Here is a 19,869-nt window from a genome sequence, read left to right as displayed (position 1 = left end):
TATTATTAACGATAAGTGTAATACCCTGAATAATTCGGGTTGCAGGCAGCCAACGCGCCTGCAGCCTGAAGTATGACGGGTATTATTGTCCGGCGATTTTCATCTCCGGTAACAATACCGAACCACATTGTATATTACTGCGCGTTTCAATATCATCGCCTACGGTGACAATATTACGCCACATCTCTTTTAAATTACCGGCAATGGTAATTTCACTTACCGGGTACTGGATTTCACCATTTTCAACCCAGAATCCCGCAGCGCCGCGGGAGTAGTCGCCGGTAATACCGCTGACGCCCTGGCCCATCAGTTCCGTCACCACCAGGCCGGTGCCCATCTCTTTTAGCAACTGCTCAAAGTTCAGCCCCTGCCCGGCGATACGCCAGTTATGAATGCCGCCGGCATGACCGGTACTTTTCAGCCCCAGTTTGCGGGCGGAATAGTTGGTCAGCAACCATTGCGTCAGTACGCCATCCTTCACAATGTCCCGGCGCTCCGTACGCACGCCTTCGCTGTCGAACGGTGAAGACGCCAGCCCTTTTAGCAGATGCGGGTGTTCTTCGATGGTTAACCATTCCGGCAGAATTTGTTTGCCCAGCGAGTCGAGCAGAAAAGTGGATTTACGGTAGACCGCGCCGCCGGCAATCGCCCCGACCAGATGACCAAATAGCCCTGTCGCCACTTCATTGGCGAAAATGACCGGCGCTTTCATGGTGGAGAGCTTGCGCGGCGACAGGCGGGATAAGGTGCGGCGCGCGCACTCGGCCCCGACCCATTCCGGCGCTTGCAGATCCGCCATTGCCCGACCGATGGTGTAAGCGTAATCACGCTCCATATCGCCGTTCTCTTCGGCGATGACGCAGCTTGAGAGCGAATGGCGCGTGGAGCAATATCCCTGCAACATGCCGTGGCTGTTGCCGAACACTTTAATGCCGTAATGGCTGTTAAAACTACCGCCTTCGGTATTGGTGATGCGTTTATCCGCCTTTAGAGAAGCCTGTTCCGCACGAGCGGCCAGTTCAATGGCTTCGTCTGGCGTAACCTCTGCCGGGTGGAACAAGTCCAGATCCGGCGCGTCAAACGCCAGCAGTTCTTTGTCCGCCACGCCTGCGCACGGGTCCGGCGACGTGTAACGCGCGATATCCAGCGCGGCCTGCACGGTACGGGCAATCGCCTGCGGGCTTAAATCCGTCGAAGAGGCGCTGCCTTTGCGGTTCTGGTGATACACCGTAATGCCCAGCGCGCCGTCGCTATTAAATTCGACATTCTCTACTTCACCATAACGGGTGCTGACGCTAATGCCGGTGGTCTTGCTGACGGCGACTTCCGCCCCATCCGATTTGCCTGAGGCTAACTCCAGCGCTGTCGAAACTGCTTCTTCCAGAATCTTACGCTGCGCTTCAACTTGTGAGATTACTTTCATTGCAAATGCCATAATGTAGAGAGAGTTTCTCTGAAGTCTAACAGAGAACCGTTTTTCAGTGCGCATCTTAACTGGTAACATTAGCCTCTTTTTTAAGGAGCCTGACATGACAAAGCAGCCCGAAGACTGGCTCGACGACGTTCCCGGTGATGACATCGAAGACGAAGACGATGAAATTATCTGGGTCAGTAAAAGTGAAATTAAACGCGATGCCGAGGAATTAAAACGCCTGGGCGCGGAACTGGTGGATCTGGGGAAAAACGCGCTGGATAAGATCCCGCTGGACGCCGATCTGCGCGACGCCATTGAACTGGCCCAGCGAATCAAAATGGAAGGACGCCGCCGCCAGTTGCAGCTTATCGGAAAAATGCTGCGCCAACGCGACGTTGAACCTATTCGCCAGGCGCTGGACAAGCTGAAGAACCGCCATAATCAGCAGGTGGTGCTGTTTCACAAGCTTGAGCATCTGCGCGATCGTCTGATCGTCGAAGGCGATGACGCGGTAGCCGAAGTACTGACCCTGTGGCCGCACGCCGATCGTCAACAGCTTCGTTCATTGATCCGCAATGCGAAGAAAGAGAAAGAAGGCAACAAACCGCCGAAATCAGCGCGTCAGATTTTCCAGTATCTGCGCGAGCTGGCGGAAAACGAAGGGTAATTGCCGTAAATGACCGCGCCAGCCTGTGGCGCGGTACAGGCAAATCCACCCTTTTTTAACGTCCGAGTAACTCCCGCTCGATCCGCTCGCGCGTTTCCACCGCCTGAACACTCATTTTTTCAGGATAACCAAACAGCGACGTGGTGATAATTGCCTCACCGCCCACCTTAAACGTGCGGTTTGCAAAATCCATTTCACGCAGCGCCTGGAATAGCGCGTCAAAATCAACCTCACCTTCTCCCAGCCCGATGTGCTGATGAATCGTCGCATTCACGCCAGGCGGGTTCATGATATAGCGGCAGGGAAGCGTGTGGTTGTGCGTATCGGCCAGCAGAACATGCGAAAGATCGGCCCCGGCATAGTTCAGCATCCTTGCGACGTCGCCCTGCCCTTTATCGTAAAAGAAGCCATGCGGTGCACTGTACAGATAGGTCACGTTATCACTACGCAAAGACTGCACCATGTCGACCGTCTCATCGTTCAGTTCGCAGAAATCCCAGGGGTGAGACTGAATTTCGATTCGAATTCCCTCTCGTTCCACGATCGGCAGCAGTTCCTCCATGGAGCGATACCACATCTCTTCACAAATCTCCGGCTCATCCGGCGTCCCGGAAAGCTCGGTATTAATCACCTGTACGCCCATATCAACGGCAATCTCAATCATCCGCTTCCAGTTGGTTACCGCGGCGCGCCGACGCTCTTCATCGGGGCCGGACCAACGATAAACCACAATAAATGACGAGATTTCCACGCCGTAGTTCTGCAAGGCGCGTTTATATTCCTGCATGGTGTCGCGACCAGCTTTAGGGTGTTTATAAAACGGATTAATACGCGGGTGCGGCGACTGCTCAATATATTTATACCCCCACTCGGAAACCTGCCGTACCATTTGGGTAATGGGTAAATGTTTAATAACATCGACATCAAAAGCAATTTTCATTGTAAATACCACGCTGCGGAAACTGAAAACGGTCACCTGGAAATTAGCTGTATCATTGCAACAGCAATGACACGCTGCGATTAATTTGTTCCTCTATTTCCGCCTCACTCCAGGAAGCCAACTGGGAAGAAAAAGGTTCAAAAGCGTAAATACCGCGATATCCCATATTTTCCAGACGCTGCACCTGCTGGTAATTCTGCATTACATCCTTTTCACTCAGCATAATACGCTGCTCATCAGCCAATGCTTCCGTTGGTCGGGTGTCTTCCACACCGGACAAATGCACCAGCCCGATAGCAGAAATATCAATGCGCGACGCAAACTCCTTTTCGGCCTCTTCGTACAGATGATGATGGAAGGTATCCAGCAAAACCTTAAAGGGGGAACCTGCTTCCCGGATCAGTTGCTGAGCCCAGACGGCAGAACGCAGCGAACTTACGCGGAATCCCAAAGGTTCAACCAGCCCCTGAATATCATACCGGGCAAAGAGATCGCTCAGTCGTTTTATTGCCTCAACCGTAACCTCCGGCGGCACAATCGTTCCATCATTCAGCGGACAAAGAACTAATGCCCGCGCGCCGACTCCCTGTGCGTCTCGTAATAATCCTTCCGTTTTTTTTACTACCTCCTCGGTCAGTTGGTTAAAGGGATAGACCGCATTAATTGTGACAATTTCAAGTCCATACTTTTCTGCCAGGTTACGCACCTGATTATAATTCAAGTCATCAGTAACGCTGCCGCTTGGCATATCATTACGCAATTCCACTTTATTAAACTCAAGACGTTTAACCAGTCGAAAGAATGCTTCTATGCTTAGACCCGGTGCAATTTTCCGGTTAATACAAAACCGTGTTTTTTCGATATTCATTATTTTCTCCCTGAACGTATATGAGTGGGTAAATAACCGTAATCCGTTAGTACAATTTAACGTAGGGTGAAAAAACCGGCTTTATCAATCTTGATAAAAACCGGTTTAATTTAGTGATGAACATCACAGGCTATAAGGGATTTTTGAAGAATATTTGAAGCTATTTCTCGCCAGGCACTTTAAGAAACTGCACCAGGATGCCGCTGAATAAATAGAGCCCCGCCATAGTATACATCACCACGCCGGTGCCGAACCCTGCCAGAACGGAGACCAGCGCTGGCCCAACGAAATTCCCCAGGCCGGAGCCAAAGTTCACGGCCGAGTTCGCCGCCCCCTTCTTATCCGGCGCCATCATCGGCACCAGCGGCGTCATTGGCACAAAGCCAGCCAGCCCGGCTCCCCACAAACACATCGCCAGCATAAAGGCGACATAGTTATGCCCCCATATCATCGGCACCCAGTAAACAATCAGCGTAGCGACACCGGTCAGGATGCTGCCAAAAATCTGGATGGTTCGGCGAAAACCAATTTTATCGCCCATCCAGCCAAAGATAATGTTGAAGACCTGGTTAGAGATAAAGGTAATCCCCCAAATACTCGCCCATTCCTCAAGCGTAAAGTGCTTATCCAGCAGAAACAGAGGTAATACGACAACAAAACCATAGGTGCCAAGACCGTTAATAGTTTTGACAATCACCGCCAGACCGATCCGTGGCCGTTCATACATAATGGAGATACCCGCAGATAACTCTTTGAAGACCGGCGTCGTTCGCGGTTTCAGAATGAATTCATTGCGTTCCAGCACCAGCATGAAGAGAACCCCCAGCAGCGCAACGCCCATCCCGGCCCACATCACGTTGATATGCCCCAACGCAGGAATTAACGACGCCGCCACCACCGGCCCAATGATAGTAAAACCAAGGTTATAGACCACCCAAAATAGCGAGGTGCCGATCCCTTGCTGGTGATTATCCAACTGGATGGTCAGGCGTACCAGGAAGGAGTAACAGACCAGCGGATACCCCACGCCACGCAGCATATAGGTCACGAGAATTGCGCCAAAATCATGGCTGGGTAGCGCAAAGTTCAGAAACGCGACGGAAGCCAGAAGATAGACGATAAAACCGGTAACCATCACCTTTTTAGGACCAAAAACGTCCACACAGACGCCGGATAGCCAGGAGGTGATCGCGACCACAATCCCATACCCGGCAAAAATCTGCCCGATATGCGCCTGATCAAATCCCTGCGTATTTAACCAGGCAGATAACCAGCTGTTCTCAATACAGCCGCCCAACATAAATAAAAATGTTCCCAGGTAGCTCCAGATAAACTTACCTGGTTTTATATAAAATGTCTGGGGCAGCGTTGCCTGCATTTCTTTCATTTTATTACCCTCGGTATAGAAAAGCTCTCACACTTTTCAGTGCGAGAGTTTATTCATTATTAATAGATGCAGTTAAAGATAAATATCGCTTGTTATTTTCACCGGCAGCCCGCTTTTTAATGATTGCTGCGCGGCAATAGCGATACGCTGGGCCAATAATGCGTCTTCGCCGGTACAGACAACCGGCGTATGATGCAGGACTGAATCAATAAAGTGTAATATTTCCGTTCGGTAAGCTTCGCGATAACGGACCGTGAAATCAGGAAGGGGATTTTTCATTATGCAGTGCTGGCTGTTGAAAACTTTCACCGTCGACTCACTAACGTTATCCGCATACGCCATCCCTTCTGAGCCAAAAACCTCCACCCGTTGGTCATAGCCATATACCGCCCGACGGCTGTTATCAATGAGCGCGTAGCCGCCGTTTCTGAAAGTCAGTATCACCGCAAGCGTATCAACATCATCAATATTTTTCAGGCTGGGATCAATCAGCGTATTGCCCTTAACATAGACTTCGCTGACTTCATCCTGCATCATAAAACGAGCCATATCAAAGTCATGCATGGTGAAGTCAAAAATCAGACCGCCAATACGTTTGATCAGATCATGGGGTAGCAGGTCCGGATCGCGGGAGGTGATTTTTATCATCTGGGGCCGACCAATCTTGCCGCTGCGCACCAGCTCAAAGACCTCGTGAAACTGAGGATCAAAACGGCGATTAAAGGCAACCTGCAGCGTCACCCCCTTCTCTTTCACTTTTCTCAGCACCGCCATTGAGGCCTGCTCATCCTCATTCATGCTGAGCGGTTTTTCACAAAAAATGTGCTTCCCCGCCTGCGCTGCCGCCGTGACGATCTCTTCGTGCATATCCGTTGAGGTGAAAATAAAAACTGCCTCTATATCATCACGCTGTAAAAGTTCCTGATAATTTTTATACCCTGAAGTTATATTTACCGAATAAAGCCAATCGCTCATCTCCTCAATAAAATAATCGGCGGCGCAGATAATATCTAATTGAGGCAGTAAATACATATTCTCAACATGCATTTTACCTACCCGACCGAGGCCAATAACACCACATCGAAGCTTTTTCATTCGTACCTCTTAATCTCATGAATAGTAAATTTAAAACCGCAAAAGAAAAGCATCCGTAGTTCTGCGAAAAACGGATCGTTTTATTTTGCCGTTCTGAAAAGCAAACAATGCGTTGACGCTGTATCGTTCAGGTTGCAGAACAATAACCACACTTCTGCAACCTGAACGACGGCAAATTAATCAGTACTGCCGGGCCTGTCCGATATGTTCCTCAAGCATACGCGCTACCGCCTGGATACGTTCGCTACGGGATACCTGCGCCCCACCAACGCGCCACCAGCTCAGGTACTTATGCACCATCGTTTTGGGAAGCACTTTTATGTCTATCAGCGTGCTCACGGTCTGTTTACGAGCATCTTCCAACGCTTCATGCAGTTGTTCAATGGTGGTGACGCGATAGCTTTTACAACCATATCCTTCAGCGATGCGAGCGAAATCGACCGGGATAAACCCGCCTTCCTGACGACCGCTCTCCTGCTGATGGAAACGAAACTCGGTGAAGTAACTGTCCATACCGTGTTCCATTTGCAGATTATTGATACAGCCGTTGGTCATGTTATCGAGCAAAATGACGGTAATCTTTTTCCCCATCTGGACGGAAGTGACCAACTCAGAGTGCAGCATCATGAACGAACCGTCGCCCACGAAGCTGTACACCTCGCGCTCCGGCTGCGCCAGTTTGGCCCCCAATGCGGCATTGACTTCGTAGCCCATACAGGAGTAGCCGTACTCGACGTGGTAATCATTCTCGCCGCGGCTTTGCCAGACACGCTGGAGGTCGCCCGGCAGGCTGCCCGCCGCCGCCGCCACCAGCGCGTTTTCCGGCAACATCCGGTTAAGCACACCCAACACGCGCGTCTGGGTCAGCCACGACCGCGTAATCTCATTAAACTCTTCAAACACCTTTTGAGTATCCATATGATCCTCAATTTCAGGTTTGAAGCCCTCTCCGCTATATTCCACAGCATAGACGCGCTCAACTTCCGCCATATATTGCGAGCGGACGCGGTGAATAGTCTCACCCCATTGCGAAGCATAATGCTCCTGGGCCAGCCGTTCGCTAAGCTGCGTCAGGGCGACGCGAGCGTCACCCTGCATCTGTACGCCATCCAGCTTGAAGACATCAAAGCGGCTAACGTTGATATTTAAGTAGCGCACGTCGGGATTCTGGAAGATCCACTTTGAGGAGGTGGTGAAATCGGTATAGCGCGTCCCTACACCGATAATCAGATCGGCCTCCTGCGCCAGCAGATTCGCCGCCAGTGAACCGGTTTCGCCAATCCCGCCGACGTTCAGCGGGTGTGCAGAACTGAGCGCTCCCTTGCCAGCCTGGGTTTCAGCAATCGGCAGATGACAGCGTTCGGCAAATCTCAGCAGCGCCTCTTCAGCCTGCGAGTACTTCACGCCCCCGCCGCAAACGATCAGCGGCCGCTGGTGGCGGCGAATCAGCGCAACCGCCTCGTTCAGCATCGGCTCCGTCGGCGCGTGACGCTCAAGACGATAGACCCGGCGAGCGAAAAAATAATCCGGATAATCCCAGGCTTCACCCTGCACATCCTGTGGCAGGCAAAGCGTCACGGCCCCCGTATCCGCCGGATCGGTTAACACCCGCATCGCGCTGATACAGGCGCTCATTAGCTGTTCCGGACGCGTAATGCGATCCCAGTAGCGGCTAACTGCACGGAAAGCGTCATTGGTGCTCAGCGTCAGATCGTGTTCTTGTTCAACCTGTTGCAAAACCGGGTCGGGTTGACGCGATGCGTACACATCGCCCGGCAGCAAAAGCAGTGGAATACGGTTAGCCGTCGCGGTCGCCGCTGCGGTGATCATATTGGCGGCCCCTGGCCCCACTGAGGAGGTGCAGGCATAAATCTGATGGCGACGCATCTGGCGGGCAAACTCCGTCGCGATATGCGCCATTCCCTGTTCGTTACGCCCTTGATGAACGCTAAGTTGGCCACAGTCCTCTTCCAGCGCTTGCCCCAATCCGACGACGTTCCCGTGGCCAAAAATGGCGAAAATCCCTTTTACAAATTTGATTTCGCTGCCGTCTACGTCGATGTACTGATTATCAAGAAAGCGCACCAAAGCCTGCGCCATGGTCAACCTGATTGTTTTCATGTACCCCACCTGCTTTTATCAACCGTTCGGCTGTCGTTGCCTGCTTATGCATCGCTTCAGCCCAAAAACACAGAGACTTATCATAGGATCAAAATTTCCGTTCTCACATTATATGGAATTTATATTTCATTTATGGGAAGGAGATCAAAAAACGGTTAAAAAATTTCGCCATTTAGGCGTATTTTCCATGAAAATGAAATTTATCTTCCATGTGCTTTTAAAGGAAATAACATATTAATAATCAATCAATTAAAACAAAAAAAACACAACAAAAAACGATCATACGCGTTGCCCGGAAATGCCATTTCTGTGATCTTGTTCAAACAATAAATGAAAATATTATTTCCATTTTTATTTAAAATGAAATCACCAAACCTTAGTATGGGCAAAAATAACACCGTCTTCTGTTAGGGGATATGTCAATGAATAAAGCAGTCAGTAGTGAGCAAAAGCCGCTGGACGTTATCTGTCTGGGACGAGTCGCCGTTGATTTGTATGGTCAACAAATCGGGTCGCGGCTGGAGGATATGACGACTTTCGCTAAATATTTAGGGGGATCGTCAGGCAATGTTGCCTACGGCACGGCCATTCAGGGATTACGTTCCGCTATGCTGGCCCGCGTCGGCGATGAGCATATGGGACGTTTCGTTCGTGAAGAATTAAACCGCGTTGGTGTGGATACGCAGTGCCTGCTGTCGGATCGCGATCGTCTGACCGCGCTGGTGATCCTCGGCATTAAAGATCAGGACACCTTTCCTCTGATCTTCTACCGCGATAACTGCGCGGACATGGCGCTAACACCTGAGGATATCCGCGAAGATTACATCGCTTCTTCACGCGCATTAGCCGTCACCGGTACCCATCTTTCTCACCCCAATACGCGCGCCGCCGTTCTTAAAGCGCTGGAGTATGCGCAAAAACACGGGCTGCGGCGGGCACTGGATATCGACTACCGCCCCGTACTGTGGGGCCTGACGTCGCTAGGAGACGGTGAAACACGTTTCATCGCCTCATCACAGGTTACCGAACAGCTCCAGCAGGTATTGCGCCATTTCGATCTGATCGTTGGGACCGAAGAAGAATTCCATATCGCCGGCGGCAGTACCGACACGCTGACCGCCCTGCGGCGCGTCCGTCAGTTGACCCAGGCCGTACTGGTGTGCAAACGCGGCGCGCTGGGCTGCTCAGTCTTTGAAGGCAACATCGCCGATGACTGGTCGCAGGTGAAGATACATAGCGGCGTTCGTGTAGACGTTCTGAACGTGCTGGGCGCGGGCGATGCCTTTATGTCAGGACTGCTGCGGGGATACCTGAACGATGAAAGCTGGGAGCAAGCCTGCCGTTATGCAAACGCCTGCGGCGCGTTAGTAGTATCGCGCCACGGTTGTGCCCCCGCCATGCCAACCAAAAAAGAGCTGGACGACTACCTCGCGCGTGAACAATCCATCACCCGGCCAGACAAAGACCCGCGGCTGAATCACCTTCATCGGGTCACAACCCGTAAACAGCACTGGCCAGAGCTGTGCGTATTCGCCTTCGACCATCGCAAGCAACTGGTGGATATCGCAAATGAAGTCGGCGCCAGTGAATCCGCGATCCCCCCCCTGAAGATGCTACTGCTGGAAGGGGCGCGTCAGGCGGCGCTTGAGGCCGGTTTACAGAATAATAGCGGCATCCTTGCCGATACCACCTTTGGTCAGCAGGCGCTTAACGACGTGACCGGCCAGGGATGGTGGATTGGCCGACCGGTTGAGATGCCCGGTTCGTATCCGCTGAAGCTGGAACATGGCGATATTGGCTCTCAGCTTGTCAGCTGGCCGCAAGAGCACGTCGTGAAATGCCTGGTCTTCTATCATCCACTCGATGCAGAGTCGGTACGTCTTGAACAAGAGGCGCTCATTGACGAGGTTTACCACTCCTGCTGCCAGTCTGGTCACGATCTGCTGCTGGAAGTCATCTTGCCGCGCGATGCGGCAGACCAAAATGAGCAATACTATCCTCAGATTGTGGAACGTTTTTATCAACTGGGGATCCTGCCGGACTGGTGGAAACTGCCGCCGTTAAGCCCTGATCGTTGGCGAGAAATCAGCCAGCATATTGAGCATTATGACCCTGAATGTCGCGGTATATTGATACTTGGCCTGGACGCACCGGAAAGCGAGTTGAAGTCAGGATTCGCCGCAGCAGCGGATATGCCCTGGGTGAAAGGTTTCGCCGTCGGCCGGACCATCTTTGGTGAACCGTCACGCCAGTGGTTAGGCGGCCAGCTTAACGATGAACAGCTCATCGCAACGGTGAAACAAAAATATCGCATGCTTATCGACTACTGGCGCGAATACCGCCCGGCACGTTAATGCCTGCCTCATCACGCCCCGTGTCTGCATCGGACAAGGGGCGTGTTCAAGGACGATTCCATGCCAGCTCTCACACAACATTCCACATCGATAACGCTGTTTCGCATCAGCGCCGCGATGTTTCTCAACTATCTGACTATTGGCATCCCGTTAGTCATGCTGCCGCTGTACGTTCAGCAGCAGTTGCATCTGAGCGATCTGTTGATCGGTATCGCGGTAGGCAGCCAGTTTATCGCCACTTTGCTTACCCGGGGCGCCGCGGGTCGAAAAGCCGACACGTCAGGCGGACGTCGGACGGTTATCACCGGTCAGTTCTACTGCGCCGCATCAGGTCTGCTGATGCTGGTCAGTCTAATCGCTCACCCGGTTCCGCTGCTCGCATGGGCCATACTGATTGTTGGTCGTGTGCTGCTGGGCATCGGTGAAAGTTTCATTTTGACCGGTAATTTAACCTGGGGGATGTGGCTGGCGGGCTCGCCCCACGCGGGTCAGGTTATTTCCTGGAACGGCATGGCGACCTACGGTGCGCTGGCTATCGGCGCGCCGCTGGGGCTGTCGCTTTACGCCAGGGCCGGCCTGGCGCTTCCGGCGCTCCTCGTCGTGCTGTTGCCGATCATCGCCAGCGGAGTCATCTATGGCATTCCGGGGAATATCCCAACAGCCCGTCCCCGCGTGCCAGTGCTACGGGTAGTCGGCCTGGTGTGGCGGCCCGGAACAGGGCTTGTGCTCCAGGGCATTGGTTTTGCCACCCTAAGCGCGTTTACCGCCCTCTGGTTCAACGAGCGTCACTGGGATAACACCGGTTTTGCGATGACGCTGTTTGGCATTGCGTTTATCGCTGTCCGTTTTTTCTGCGCCAAATTTCCCGACCGTTACGGCGGCGCCACGGTCGCAACCTTTTCACTACTGGTAGAGGGGACCGGACTGGCGGTAATGTGGGCCGCCCCGTCAGCAGGCGCTGCGCTGATTGGCGCGGCGATTACCGGCTGCGGCTGTTCGCTGATGTTCCCATCGCTGGGCGTAGAGGTTGTGCGCAGAGTGCCACCGGAGATTCGTGGTACGGCCCTCGGCGTCTGGTCAGCGTTTCAGGATCTGGCCTACGGATTTACCGGACCAATAGCGGGCCTGCTGACGCCGTTTATCGGCTATCAGCAGGTCTTTCTTCTGGCCGCGGCCTGCGCGCTGCTGGGCGCGGCGGTTGTCCATCTCCTGCTGCGGCAACATTAAGCTGTTAAGAAGGGGCGAGTCTTTTCCGCCCCTATCGCAAAGACTTCGCTGGCCGCCATCTGCCAGTAGCCAGGGTTAAACAGTTCCAGCGAACAGATCCCCTCATAGCCCTTCTGCACTAGCTCATGCGTGATCTCATGCAGTGGGATCACGCCGTTGCCAGGAAACAGACGATGGCAATGCTCCAGCGTTGCCAGCGGCAGATTATCGGCGTCATCAATATGGTAAACGAAGATCTTTTCCACAGGGATCTGGCGAAGCGTGGTCAGATCCCGCCATTGATCGTGCAGGTAAAGATTAAAGGCATCGACGACCAGCCCGACGTTACTGCGATCGACCGCATCTACGATCTCCATCGCCATGGCAAGACTGCGCACACAGCATCCTGCGGAACCGATCGGCTCAAAGGCCAGCCGCATCTGGCTTTCTTCCGCCACTGCCGCCATCTCGCGCAGACGCTTCACTGAATCTTTCACCGTTTCCCCTGGCGGAAAATTTCCCCCCTGACGAATGGTGGGCACCACAACCAGACAATCACCCCCCACCACTGAGCCAGCATGGCAGGCGAAAGCCAACTGCCGCCGTTTCTCCGCCCAGCTTTCGCTATCACAAAACGTAATGTCTTCCAGCGAATTGTAGCCCCAGGGCTTAAGGTGGCCGACGGCAAAAATGTCTGCCAGCTCGCTTAACGTATGTTTCTGTAACCACTCCTGCAACATATCCAGACGGATTTCGATGTAGTCATAGCCAAAACGTTCCGCCAACACAACATCCTGTGCCAGCGTGGAGTTTCGCATACAGGTCGCTTCATTAAATCCCAGCTTCATCATTCAGATCGACTCCTGCCGCCATAGCAACGTACTGGCGCCTGACGGCGGCAGCGTTAACGCGATCTCTTTATCGCCATCCAGCACCCGGCAACGCCTTTCCTGGACATCGCGGTTATACACCACCAGCACACGCTCGCCGTCAGGATTCACAAATCCCACCTCTTCCAGAAGATTATCGTAACTTGAAGAAAGCATGACCCTCGCCCCCGGACGCACATAGCGGCAGAAGTGGCCAATACCATACCAGGAGTGGTTACGCCGCAGCACGTCGTTTTGCGCATCGTATTGAATGGGCGCTTCACACAGATTACCCTGATGATTCGGCCCGCCCTCACTGTTCAGCAGCAGATTCCAGTCGATAAACCCGCTACAACCCGATTTGAAATTACCAATCATGTCATGGAGATAGGTATGCCAGTGGCGAATCTGGCTACCGGCATCGCTCTCCATTGGCACACAGCCTTCGGAAAACAGGAGTTTTTTATCCGGCAGGCACTGGGCCAGATACTGTATTTGCGAAAAATGGTCGCCGGTATACCAGTGGAATGCCAGCCCGTTAATTCCCTTATAATTAGCTTCGTCAGCAAAGGCGAGTTCAGCCCAGTCCACCAGGCCATCTTTATCGTGATCCCAGATATAGATCTCCATCTCATCCATACCCTGCCGGGCGAGGCGCGGACGCAGATACTGCACGGCAAAGGCTGTCTCCTCTTCCACGCTATACAGACAGGAGTCCCAGGTTTTTACCGCCACCGGCTCATTCTGCACGGAGAGCGCCTGCACATTAATGCCGTGGCGGCGGTATTCCAGCAGGTAGTTGATAATGATATCGGCCCAGTCGGCGTAGCATTCGCGCCGCAGCTTGCCGCCACCGTTCATATCGTTATTAGTTTTCATAAACGCCGGCGGACTCCACGGCGAAGCCATCAGCTTCATTTGTGGATTTAACCGCAACGCCCCGGAAATCAGCGGTATTAAATGCGCTTCATCGCGGGAAAAGGAGAGCCGTCCCTGCTGCAGGTCAGCGCTGGAATCGACATACGCGTAATTGCCCAGGGAAAAATCACAGCTCTGAATTGGCATCCGCGCCAGAGTGTAATTATGTTCCTGAGCAGAAAAATAAAGGGAAAGAAATTGCGCCTTCGTCTTTTCGCTCATGCTGTTGAATACCACGCCCGCACCTTCGGTAAAGCTGCCGCCGAATCCGTCAATCTGCTGTAACGTGTGGCGCGGTAAGACGCTGATTAATTCACTGCAATCACGCTGACGATGCGAAAAAGAGACCGCACGCTCAACAAGGAATTGCTGACGATACGGATCGGAAGAGATGAGTCTGCCTTTCATAGGGAAGTTCCGGATAAAAGAAGATAATAAATTGTGATATGCCGGATAGGACGCTTAAGCATCGCTATCCGGCAGGAGTTTTAATACGCGGAAGGTTTATTTGTAGAAATCAGGTTTTGAGGGTAATTCAACAATCTCGGTATTCCCTGTTTCCTGAGACTTCACGCAGGCATCAGCGGTAACCGCAGCCAGATAACCATCCCATGACGTTGGGCCTGCCGGCGGCAATCCTGCGTTCAGACGATCGAAGAAATCCTGGAACTCAATGTCGTAGGCATCAATAAAGCGCTGTTTCCAGTCAACCAGGATGTCGGTGCTATACTTCGCCGCTTTCCGTACCGCGGCGCTGGCGACGGTTGGCAGCTCCGCCATTCCTTTCTCGCCGGTAACATCGCAGTGAATGTCGTAGCCATACTGGCAGTTCACAAACACTTCAACCACAATATTGATGCCGGAGGTGGTTTCCATTACAACCAGCTGCGGATCACGCAGAGTGGTCACCAGGCTGGACTGACGCGGGAAGTAAACCTTAACGGTTTTATAATCTTCGTTAAGCAGCCAGTACATAACGTCAATTTCATGAATCAATGTTTCATAAATAGCCTGTGGCGTTTTGTATTCTGGCACCGTGCTGGCATTGTAATGACGTCCATGAACCATTAATGGCTGACCGATTTCGCCGCTGTCGATAATATTTTTCAGCTGAACGTAACCTTTGTCGTAGCGGCGCATAAAACCAATCTGCACCATGCGCTTACCATTTTTCTGCTCTGCTTCAATCACACGCTGACAATCCGCAGCCGTCACCGCTAACGGTTTTTCGCAGAAAACATATTTGTTAGCATTTAGCGCGGCAACGGCCACATCGGCATGCGCCTCATTTGATGCGGTAATGATGACCACTTCAACGTCTTTATCATTAATCAGATCGTGATAGTCATTATAATCTTTGGCTTCGATCGCATACTTATCCAGCGCCGCCTGCGCCCTACCCGCGACGATATCACATACGGCAACAACCTCTACACCCGACACGGTGTTGGCCAGACGTCTTAAGTGATCGGAGCCGATCATGCCGATACCTACAATACCTGCTTTTAAAGTCATTTTCTGTTTCCTTTTCAATTAAAGATAATTTTTCAGTAACTCATCAATATGCTTTTTACCTTTTTGCGCATATTCCAATGGGTTATATTTCTTAGGATCCTGCTCGGCCTCAACAACAATCCAGCCAGAATATTGATGCCCGACCAGATAAGCTAATACGGATTTAAAATCAATATTTCCATCGCCGGGGACGGTAAACACACCATCAAGGAAAGAATTGAGGAATGATTTCTTCGCGAGGCGACATGCTTTGAGTTTTTCATTACGCACATCTTTAAAATGAACGTGTTTAATACGATCAAAATGTTTACTCAGTAGCGGCATGACATCGCCGTCAGAAACATATATATGCCCGGTATCAAACAGCAGATGTACAAATTGCGGATCGGTATTCTCCATGAGTCGATCCACTTCCGGCAGAGTCTGCACACCGGTACCCATATGATGATGGAAAGCGAGCTTCAGCCCGTGCGCATTGGCAATTTTCCCAAGCGCATTAAGTCCTTCGCATAAAAGCTGCCATTCGCTGTCGCTGAAGTTAGGCTTCTCTGTATAAACGCACTTATCGATAATGCCTTGAATACTATAAGTTTGTTCAGAAACAACGGCGACATATGCATGTATTGCCTGCAAATAAGCACAATGCTGTTCAAAAGCATTCATCGCAGATGCAATACCATCGCGAATAATAAAGGAAGAAAACCACTGGCCTGGTATTTCCAGTCCGCGAAGCATTAACTCTTTATTTAACTCAGCAGGATCCTGCGGATAACAACCGCCAACTTCCGTCCCGGAAAAACCGGTGAGCGCGGCATCACTAAGTATTTGTTTATATGTATTTTCTTTACCAATCTCAGGAATATCATCATTGCGCCAACCGATAGGCGCAATCCCCAACTTAATGCTCTTTTTTACATTGTACATGTTGCTGGCTCCCACTTAATGAAACGCTTTTACTGCATACCGCGATGCAAATTAACCTTTGATGGACAACATATTACTTTTTGTAGCCTGAAAAACTTTATCTATCCTGGTTGAAGAAGTGGGATAAATGCGTCAGGTATCACAAAAAAATCATCACTCTTTAATGATATTGCCAGACTTTTCGCGCTATAGATAAACGCATAAAATATACCGACAAATAAAAAATGGCCGCAGTATTGCGACCATTCTCATGACGATTAAATTTTAGCAAGCATTAATATTCAAATAATAAATAATTAGCTTTACGATAGTCCTTGCGATATTGACCGGGCGATTTCCCTCAATGTATTTGAGTACTACCTGGGTCAATAGCTGCGCCATTGCTGGCCCTTCTACCGCATGCTGATTAATAACGGTAAACACGGAGCTCATCAGTTTTTCCACCGTCGCATAATGGTGATACAGTGGAATAACCGGCACAATATCATCCGGTATTAGCGCATTCTCACGTAGACCCGGACACGAAATATTGTTAATCCCACAACAAATAGTGCCAATTGGCCGCCCGCTTTCCAGATACTCATCATGCACCACCTGGCTGTTATAAATGACCAGGTCGCCTTTACGAACCGGGTAGATGCGATCGCCAATGAAATACTCCCCGTCTCCTTCGGTGATAAGAATCAGTTCAACGGTCTGTGGGTGCATATGCATGAACCGGACAAACGGACCATTGCTCTCACTGACCTGACTCACATACGCCAACTGGGGCTGAGCCTTATTCTCTCGTTCTGAAGGACAGAAGCACAAGCGCATGATTTACCCTCCAATATCCGAAACTGTGGTGCCGAAACACCCCTGAAATTTGAATTTTTATACCACACCAAATGAAACAAAAATGCTATATAGATCATAATTTTTTCCAAATCTTTCCTCGTCACAACAGACAACCATTGATACCACAATAAATAAAAACAATAAAAATTAATAAGTTAATTAGATTTTTGATTTCTTACTGCACATAACCTCGTATAAAAACCAGTCGTCAAATTTTCAAAATAAAATTTCATAAAAATAAATTTGAAATTTTTAATCCTAAAATTTACATTGAATACGGTATGCGTTTTAGGCTGAAGATAACCAGGCTTTCCTGTGACCGCTCAGTCAGAACGTCGTCAACATCGGTTTAAGAGGATAAAAAAGAGATGGAAACAGTCGGCAATTTTATTCATGGTAAAACGACACTGAGCAGCAGCGGCGAGACGCTACCGGTGACTAATCCGGCCACCGGTAAAGTAATTCGTCAGGTCACCCAGAGCACCCGAGAGGAGATGCTGGCGGCAATTCAAAGCGCACATGAGGCTTTTCCGGCATGGAGTAAAATGACTCCGCTACGCCGGGCACGTATCCTTTTTGAATTCAAAGTATTACTGGAAAAGCATCGGGACGAACTGGCGGCGCTGATCGTCAGCGAGCATGGCAAGGTCTGGTCAGATGCGCTTGGCGAGCTGACGCGCGGCATAGAGGTTGTCGAATTTGCCTGCGGGATCCCGCACCTCAGCAAAGGAGAGTACTCCTTTAACGTCGGCTCAGGCGTTGACAGCTTTTCATTAATGCAGCCGCTTGGGGTTGTGGCAGGCATCACACCGTTTAACTTCCCGGCAATGGTGCCTATGTGGATGTTCCCGGTTGCTCTGGCTTGCGGCAATACCTTCGTCCTGAAGCCGCCCGCACTGGTGCCGTCCGCATCGTTACGTATGGCGCAGCTTCTGCAGGAGGCTGGCCTGCCGGACGGCGTGTTTAACGTTGTTCACTGTGGCAATGAGGCGGCTAGCCTGTTGACCAGCGACCCTCGTGTACAGGCCGTCAGCTTTGTCGGTTCCTCCGCCGTCGCGGAACATATCTATACCACCGCCAGCGCCCATGGCAAACGCGTACAGGCCTTCGGGGCCGCCAAAAATCACGCAATCGTCATGCCGGATGCAGACCTGGACGCCACCGTCAACGCCATTATGGGCGGAGCATTTGGTTCCGCGGGCGAACGCTGTATGGCGCTGCCGGTAGTGGTCGCGGTGGGCGATGAAACGGCGGACCGTCTGATCGAACGCCTGAAACCGCTGATTGCGGCGCTACGTATCGGCCCGGGAGAGCTGCGCGGCAAAGATGAAAATGAAATGGGCCCGGTTGTTTCACGTGCTCACCAACAGAAAGTGTTGGGTTACATCGACAAAGGGGTTAGCGAGGGAGCAACTCTGGTCATGGATGGCCGCAACTATAGCGTGGCGGGATATCCTGAAGGCTTTTATGTCGGCGGCACTCTGTTTGATAACGTCACGCCTGAGATGACCATCTGGCGTGAAGAAATTTTTGGCCCGGTTCTCGGAATTGTGCGCGTCCCGGATTATGCCACCGCCATTAGCACGGTAAACTCCCATGAATTCGGCAACGGCAGCGTGATTTTCACCACCAACGGTCACTATGCGCGCGAATTCGCCCAGTCGGTTGAAGCCGGGATGGTCGGTATTAATATTCCAGTTCCGGTTCCGATGGCATTTCACTCTTTTGGCGGCTGGAAGCGCTCGGTGTTTGGCGCCCTGAACGTCCATGGGCCGGATGGCGTGCGCTTCTATACCCGGATGAAAACCGTTACCTCGCGTTGGCCGAACGGACAGCAGATCGTATCGGAGTTCAGTATGCCGACTCTCGGTTAATACGCTTTCAGGAAGGAGAAGATTATGGCCAACTTGCTGAGTACCTGTACCTCTGAGTCGGGAAATATCCAACACATTTCCCCTCAAAATGCAGGCTGGGAGTATGTCGATTTTGATGTCTGGCAGTTGAAGGCTGGAGAGTCGATAACCCTGCCGTCCGATGAGCGTGAACGCTGTCTGGTGCTGGTTGCCGGGCTGGCCAGCGTTAAGGCCGCCGACAGTTTTTTCTATCGGATTGGTCAGCGCATGAGTCCGTTTGAACGCATTCCGGCTTATTCGGTTTACCTCCCCCATCATACGGAGGCGAAAGTGACAGCCGAAACCGACCTTGAGCTGGCCGTATGCAGCGCGCCGGGATTCGGAGAGCTTCCGGTACGTCTGATCTCGCCACAAGAGGTCGGGGTAGAGCATCGGGGAAAAGGGCGCAATCAGCGCCTGGTGCATAACATCCTTCCTGATAGCCAGCTCGCCGACAGCCTGCTAGTCGTTGAAGTGTACACTAATGAAGGCGATACCAGCTCCTGGCCCGCGCACAAGCACGATACGGCAGTTGAAGGCCAGGAGACCTATCTGGAAGAGACGTACTATCACCGTTTCAATCCACCTCAGGGATTCTGCTTACAGCGCGTCTACACCGACGATCGCAGCCTGGATGAATGTATGGCGGTCTATAACCGGGATGTAGTGAAAGTACCTAAAGGCTACCACCCGGTTGCCACCATCGCGGGTTACGATAACTACTATCTGAACGTGATGGCCGGCCCGCTACGAAAATGGCGTTTCACCTGGGAAGAGAACCACGCGTGGATTAACTCACCAGACTACCCGCGATAACACTTCGTTGAGTGGTACTTTGCCAGCCGTCCTCTGCGGCTGGCTT

The 19,869-nt window shown here is 51.6% G+C and carries 15 protein-coding genes and 2 pseudogenes; 6 read left to right on the top strand and 11 right to left on the bottom strand.

Annotation, left to right across the window (positions count from 1 at the left end):
• Positions 1-82 precede the first annotated feature (82 nt).
• Complete coding sequence (pmbA, locus tag ACFK9X_RS03535; RefSeq protein WP_000852994.1) at positions 83-1,435, bottom strand: metalloprotease PmbA; 1,353 nt, start codon at positions 1,433-1,435, stop codon at positions 83-85.
• Positions 1,436-1,529: 94 nt separating this feature from the next.
• Here pmbA and yjgA point away from each other — a divergent pair, with 94 nt between their 5' ends.
• Entirely contained in the window at positions 1,530-2,081 is a 552-nt protein-coding gene (yjgA, locus tag ACFK9X_RS03530) for a ribosome biogenesis factor YjgA (RefSeq protein WP_000166287.1), read from the top strand.
• A 55-nt stretch (positions 2,082-2,136) separates the two neighbouring features.
• Here yjgA and iolH read toward each other — a convergent pair whose 3' ends face one another.
• From iolH to iolD, 5 genes are all read right to left on the bottom strand, one after another.
• Positions 2,137-3,021, bottom strand: coding sequence for a sugar phosphate isomerase/epimerase IolH (gene iolH / locus ACFK9X_RS03525; protein WP_000683955.1), 885 nt, complete (start codon positions 3,019-3,021; stop codon positions 2,137-2,139).
• A gap of 52 nt (positions 3,022-3,073) precedes the next feature.
• Positions 3,074-3,889 (bottom strand): 2-keto-myo-inositol isomerase IolI2, encoded by an 816-nt coding sequence (gene iolI2, locus ACFK9X_RS03520; RefSeq protein ID WP_001019386.1) that lies wholly within the window; start codon positions 3,887-3,889, stop codon positions 3,074-3,076.
• A 160-nt stretch (positions 3,890-4,049) separates the two neighbouring features.
• Positions 4,050-5,276: an MFS transporter gene (locus tag ACFK9X_RS03515; RefSeq protein WP_000661780.1), complete on the bottom strand. Its 1,227-nt coding sequence runs from the start codon at positions 5,274-5,276 to the stop codon at positions 4,050-4,052.
• A gap of 72 nt (positions 5,277-5,348) precedes the next feature.
• Positions 5,349-6,371 carry a D-chiro-inositol-2-dehydrogenase IolG2 gene (iolG2, locus tag ACFK9X_RS03510; RefSeq protein ID WP_079968819.1) on the bottom strand — a complete coding sequence of 341 codons (1,023 nt, stop codon included), beginning with the start codon at positions 6,369-6,371 and terminating at the stop codon, positions 5,349-5,351.
• Between the two features lie 180 nt (positions 6,372-6,551).
• Complete coding sequence (gene iolD, locus ACFK9X_RS03505; RefSeq protein ID WP_151115540.1) at positions 6,552-8,492, bottom strand: 3D-(3,5/4)-trihydroxycyclohexane-1,2-dione acylhydrolase (decyclizing); 1,941 nt, start codon at positions 8,490-8,492, stop codon at positions 6,552-6,554.
• A 416-nt stretch (positions 8,493-8,908) separates the two neighbouring features.
• Between iolD and iolC the strand changes: the two genes are divergently transcribed.
• Together iolC and ACFK9X_RS03495 are read left to right on the top strand one after the other, a co-directional pair.
• The gene (iolC, locus tag ACFK9X_RS03500) at positions 8,909-10,846 is read left to right on the top strand and encodes a 5-dehydro-2-deoxygluconokinase (RefSeq protein ID WP_151115538.1); all 1,938 of its coding nucleotides are present in this window, start codon (positions 8,909-8,911) and stop codon (positions 10,844-10,846) included.
• Between the two features lie 60 nt (positions 10,847-10,906).
• Entirely contained in the window at positions 10,907-12,073 is a 1,167-nt protein-coding gene (locus ACFK9X_RS03495; protein ID WP_151115536.1) for an MFS transporter, read from the top strand.
• On the opposite strand, the gene iolI1 is transcribed toward ACFK9X_RS03495, so the two are convergent.
• The 5 genes and pseudogenes from iolI1 to reiD form a co-directional block, all read right to left on the bottom strand.
• Positions 12,070-12,903, bottom strand: coding sequence for a 2-keto-myo-inositol isomerase IolI1 (gene iolI1, locus ACFK9X_RS03490; protein WP_000976927.1), 834 nt, complete (start codon positions 12,901-12,903; stop codon positions 12,070-12,072). The genes ACFK9X_RS03495 and iolI1 overlap by 4 nt on opposite strands.
• The gene (gene srfJ, locus ACFK9X_RS03485) at positions 12,904-14,247 is read right to left on the bottom strand and encodes a lysosomal glucosyl ceramidase-like type III secretion effector SrfJ (protein ID WP_024156583.1); all 1,344 of its coding nucleotides are present in this window, start codon (positions 14,245-14,247) and stop codon (positions 12,904-12,906) included.
• A gap of 96 nt (positions 14,248-14,343) precedes the next feature.
• On the bottom strand, positions 14,344-15,354 hold the full coding sequence (gene iolG1, locus ACFK9X_RS03480) for an inositol 2-dehydrogenase IolG1 (RefSeq protein WP_151115534.1): 1,011 nt from the start codon (positions 15,352-15,354) through the stop codon (positions 14,344-14,346).
• A gap of 18 nt (positions 15,355-15,372) precedes the next feature.
• Positions 15,373-16,293, bottom strand: coding sequence for a myo-inosose-2 dehydratase (gene iolE, locus ACFK9X_RS03475; RefSeq protein WP_012601329.1), 921 nt, complete (start codon positions 16,291-16,293; stop codon positions 15,373-15,375).
• A gap of 318 nt (positions 16,294-16,611) precedes the next feature.
• Positions 16,612-17,043: pseudogene (gene reiD, locus ACFK9X_RS03470) on the bottom strand (myo-inositol utilization transcriptional regulator ReiD); the annotation flags it as partial.
• A 122-nt stretch (positions 17,044-17,165) separates the two neighbouring features.
• On the opposite strand from reiD, the pseudogene ACFK9X_RS03465 reads away from it, so the two are divergent.
• From ACFK9X_RS03465 to iolB, 3 genes and pseudogenes are all read left to right on the top strand, one after another.
• Positions 17,166-17,468, top strand: a pseudogene (locus tag ACFK9X_RS03465) (hypothetical protein).
• 15 nt (positions 17,469-17,483) lie between these two features.
• Positions 17,484-18,989 carry a malonate-semialdehyde dehydrogenase IolA gene (iolA, locus tag ACFK9X_RS03460; protein ID WP_000450729.1) on the top strand — a complete coding sequence of 502 codons (1,506 nt, stop codon included), beginning with the start codon at positions 17,484-17,486 and terminating at the stop codon, positions 18,987-18,989.
• Between the two features lie 24 nt (positions 18,990-19,013).
• Positions 19,014-19,823 (top strand): 5-deoxy-glucuronate isomerase, encoded by an 810-nt coding sequence (iolB, locus tag ACFK9X_RS03455; protein WP_151115532.1) that lies wholly within the window; start codon positions 19,014-19,016, stop codon positions 19,821-19,823.
• The last annotated feature ends 46 nt before the right edge of the window (positions 19,824-19,869 follow it).

Source organism: Salmonella sp. WC3 (assembly GCF_042932255.1).
GTDB classification, from domain to species: domain Bacteria; phylum Pseudomonadota; class Gammaproteobacteria; order Enterobacterales; family Enterobacteriaceae; genus Salmonella; species Salmonella enterica.
The sequence above is the reverse complement of the archived record's forward strand: the minus strand, read 5'-3'. Positions and strand labels throughout refer to the sequence as shown.

Coding starts and splice junctions, on each gene's coding strand:
- iolI1 (WP_000976927.1), bottom strand. CDS start 12,903: ATGATGAAGCTGGGATTTAATGAAGCGACCTGTATGCGAAACTCCACG.
- pmbA (WP_000852994.1), bottom strand. CDS start 1,435: ATGGCATTTGCAATGAAAGTAATCTCACAAGTTGAAGCGCAGCGTAAG.
- ACFK9X_RS03515 (WP_000661780.1), bottom strand. CDS start 5,276: ATGAAAGAAATGCAGGCAACGCTGCCCCAGACATTTTATATAAAACCA.
- iolH (WP_000683955.1), bottom strand. CDS start 3,021: ATGAAAATTGCTTTTGATGTCGATGTTATTAAACATTTACCCATTACC.
- iolB (WP_151115532.1), top strand. CDS start 19,014: ATGGCCAACTTGCTGAGTACCTGTACCTCTGAGTCGGGAAATATCCAA.
- iolG2 (WP_079968819.1), bottom strand. CDS start 6,371: ATGAAAAAGCTTCGATGTGGTGTTATTGGCCTCGGTCGGGTAGGTAAA.
- iolD (WP_151115540.1), bottom strand. CDS start 8,492: ATGAAAACAATCAGGTTGACCATGGCGCAGGCTTTGGTGCGCTTTCTT.
- iolA (WP_000450729.1), top strand. CDS start 17,484: ATGGAAACAGTCGGCAATTTTATTCATGGTAAAACGACACTGAGCAGC.
- ACFK9X_RS03495 (WP_151115536.1), top strand. CDS start 10,907: ATGCCAGCTCTCACACAACATTCCACATCGATAACGCTGTTTCGCATC.
- iolI2 (WP_001019386.1), bottom strand. CDS start 3,889: ATGAATATCGAAAAAACACGGTTTTGTATTAACCGGAAAATTGCACCG.
- iolG1 (WP_151115534.1), bottom strand. CDS start 15,354: ATGACTTTAAAAGCAGGTATTGTAGGTATCGGCATGATCGGCTCCGAT.
- iolC (WP_151115538.1), top strand. CDS start 8,909: ATGTCAATGAATAAAGCAGTCAGTAGTGAGCAAAAGCCGCTGGACGTT.
- srfJ (WP_024156583.1), bottom strand. CDS start 14,247: ATGAAAGGCAGACTCATCTCTTCCGATCCGTATCGTCAGCAATTCCTT.
- yjgA (WP_000166287.1), top strand. CDS start 1,530: ATGACAAAGCAGCCCGAAGACTGGCTCGACGACGTTCCCGGTGATGAC.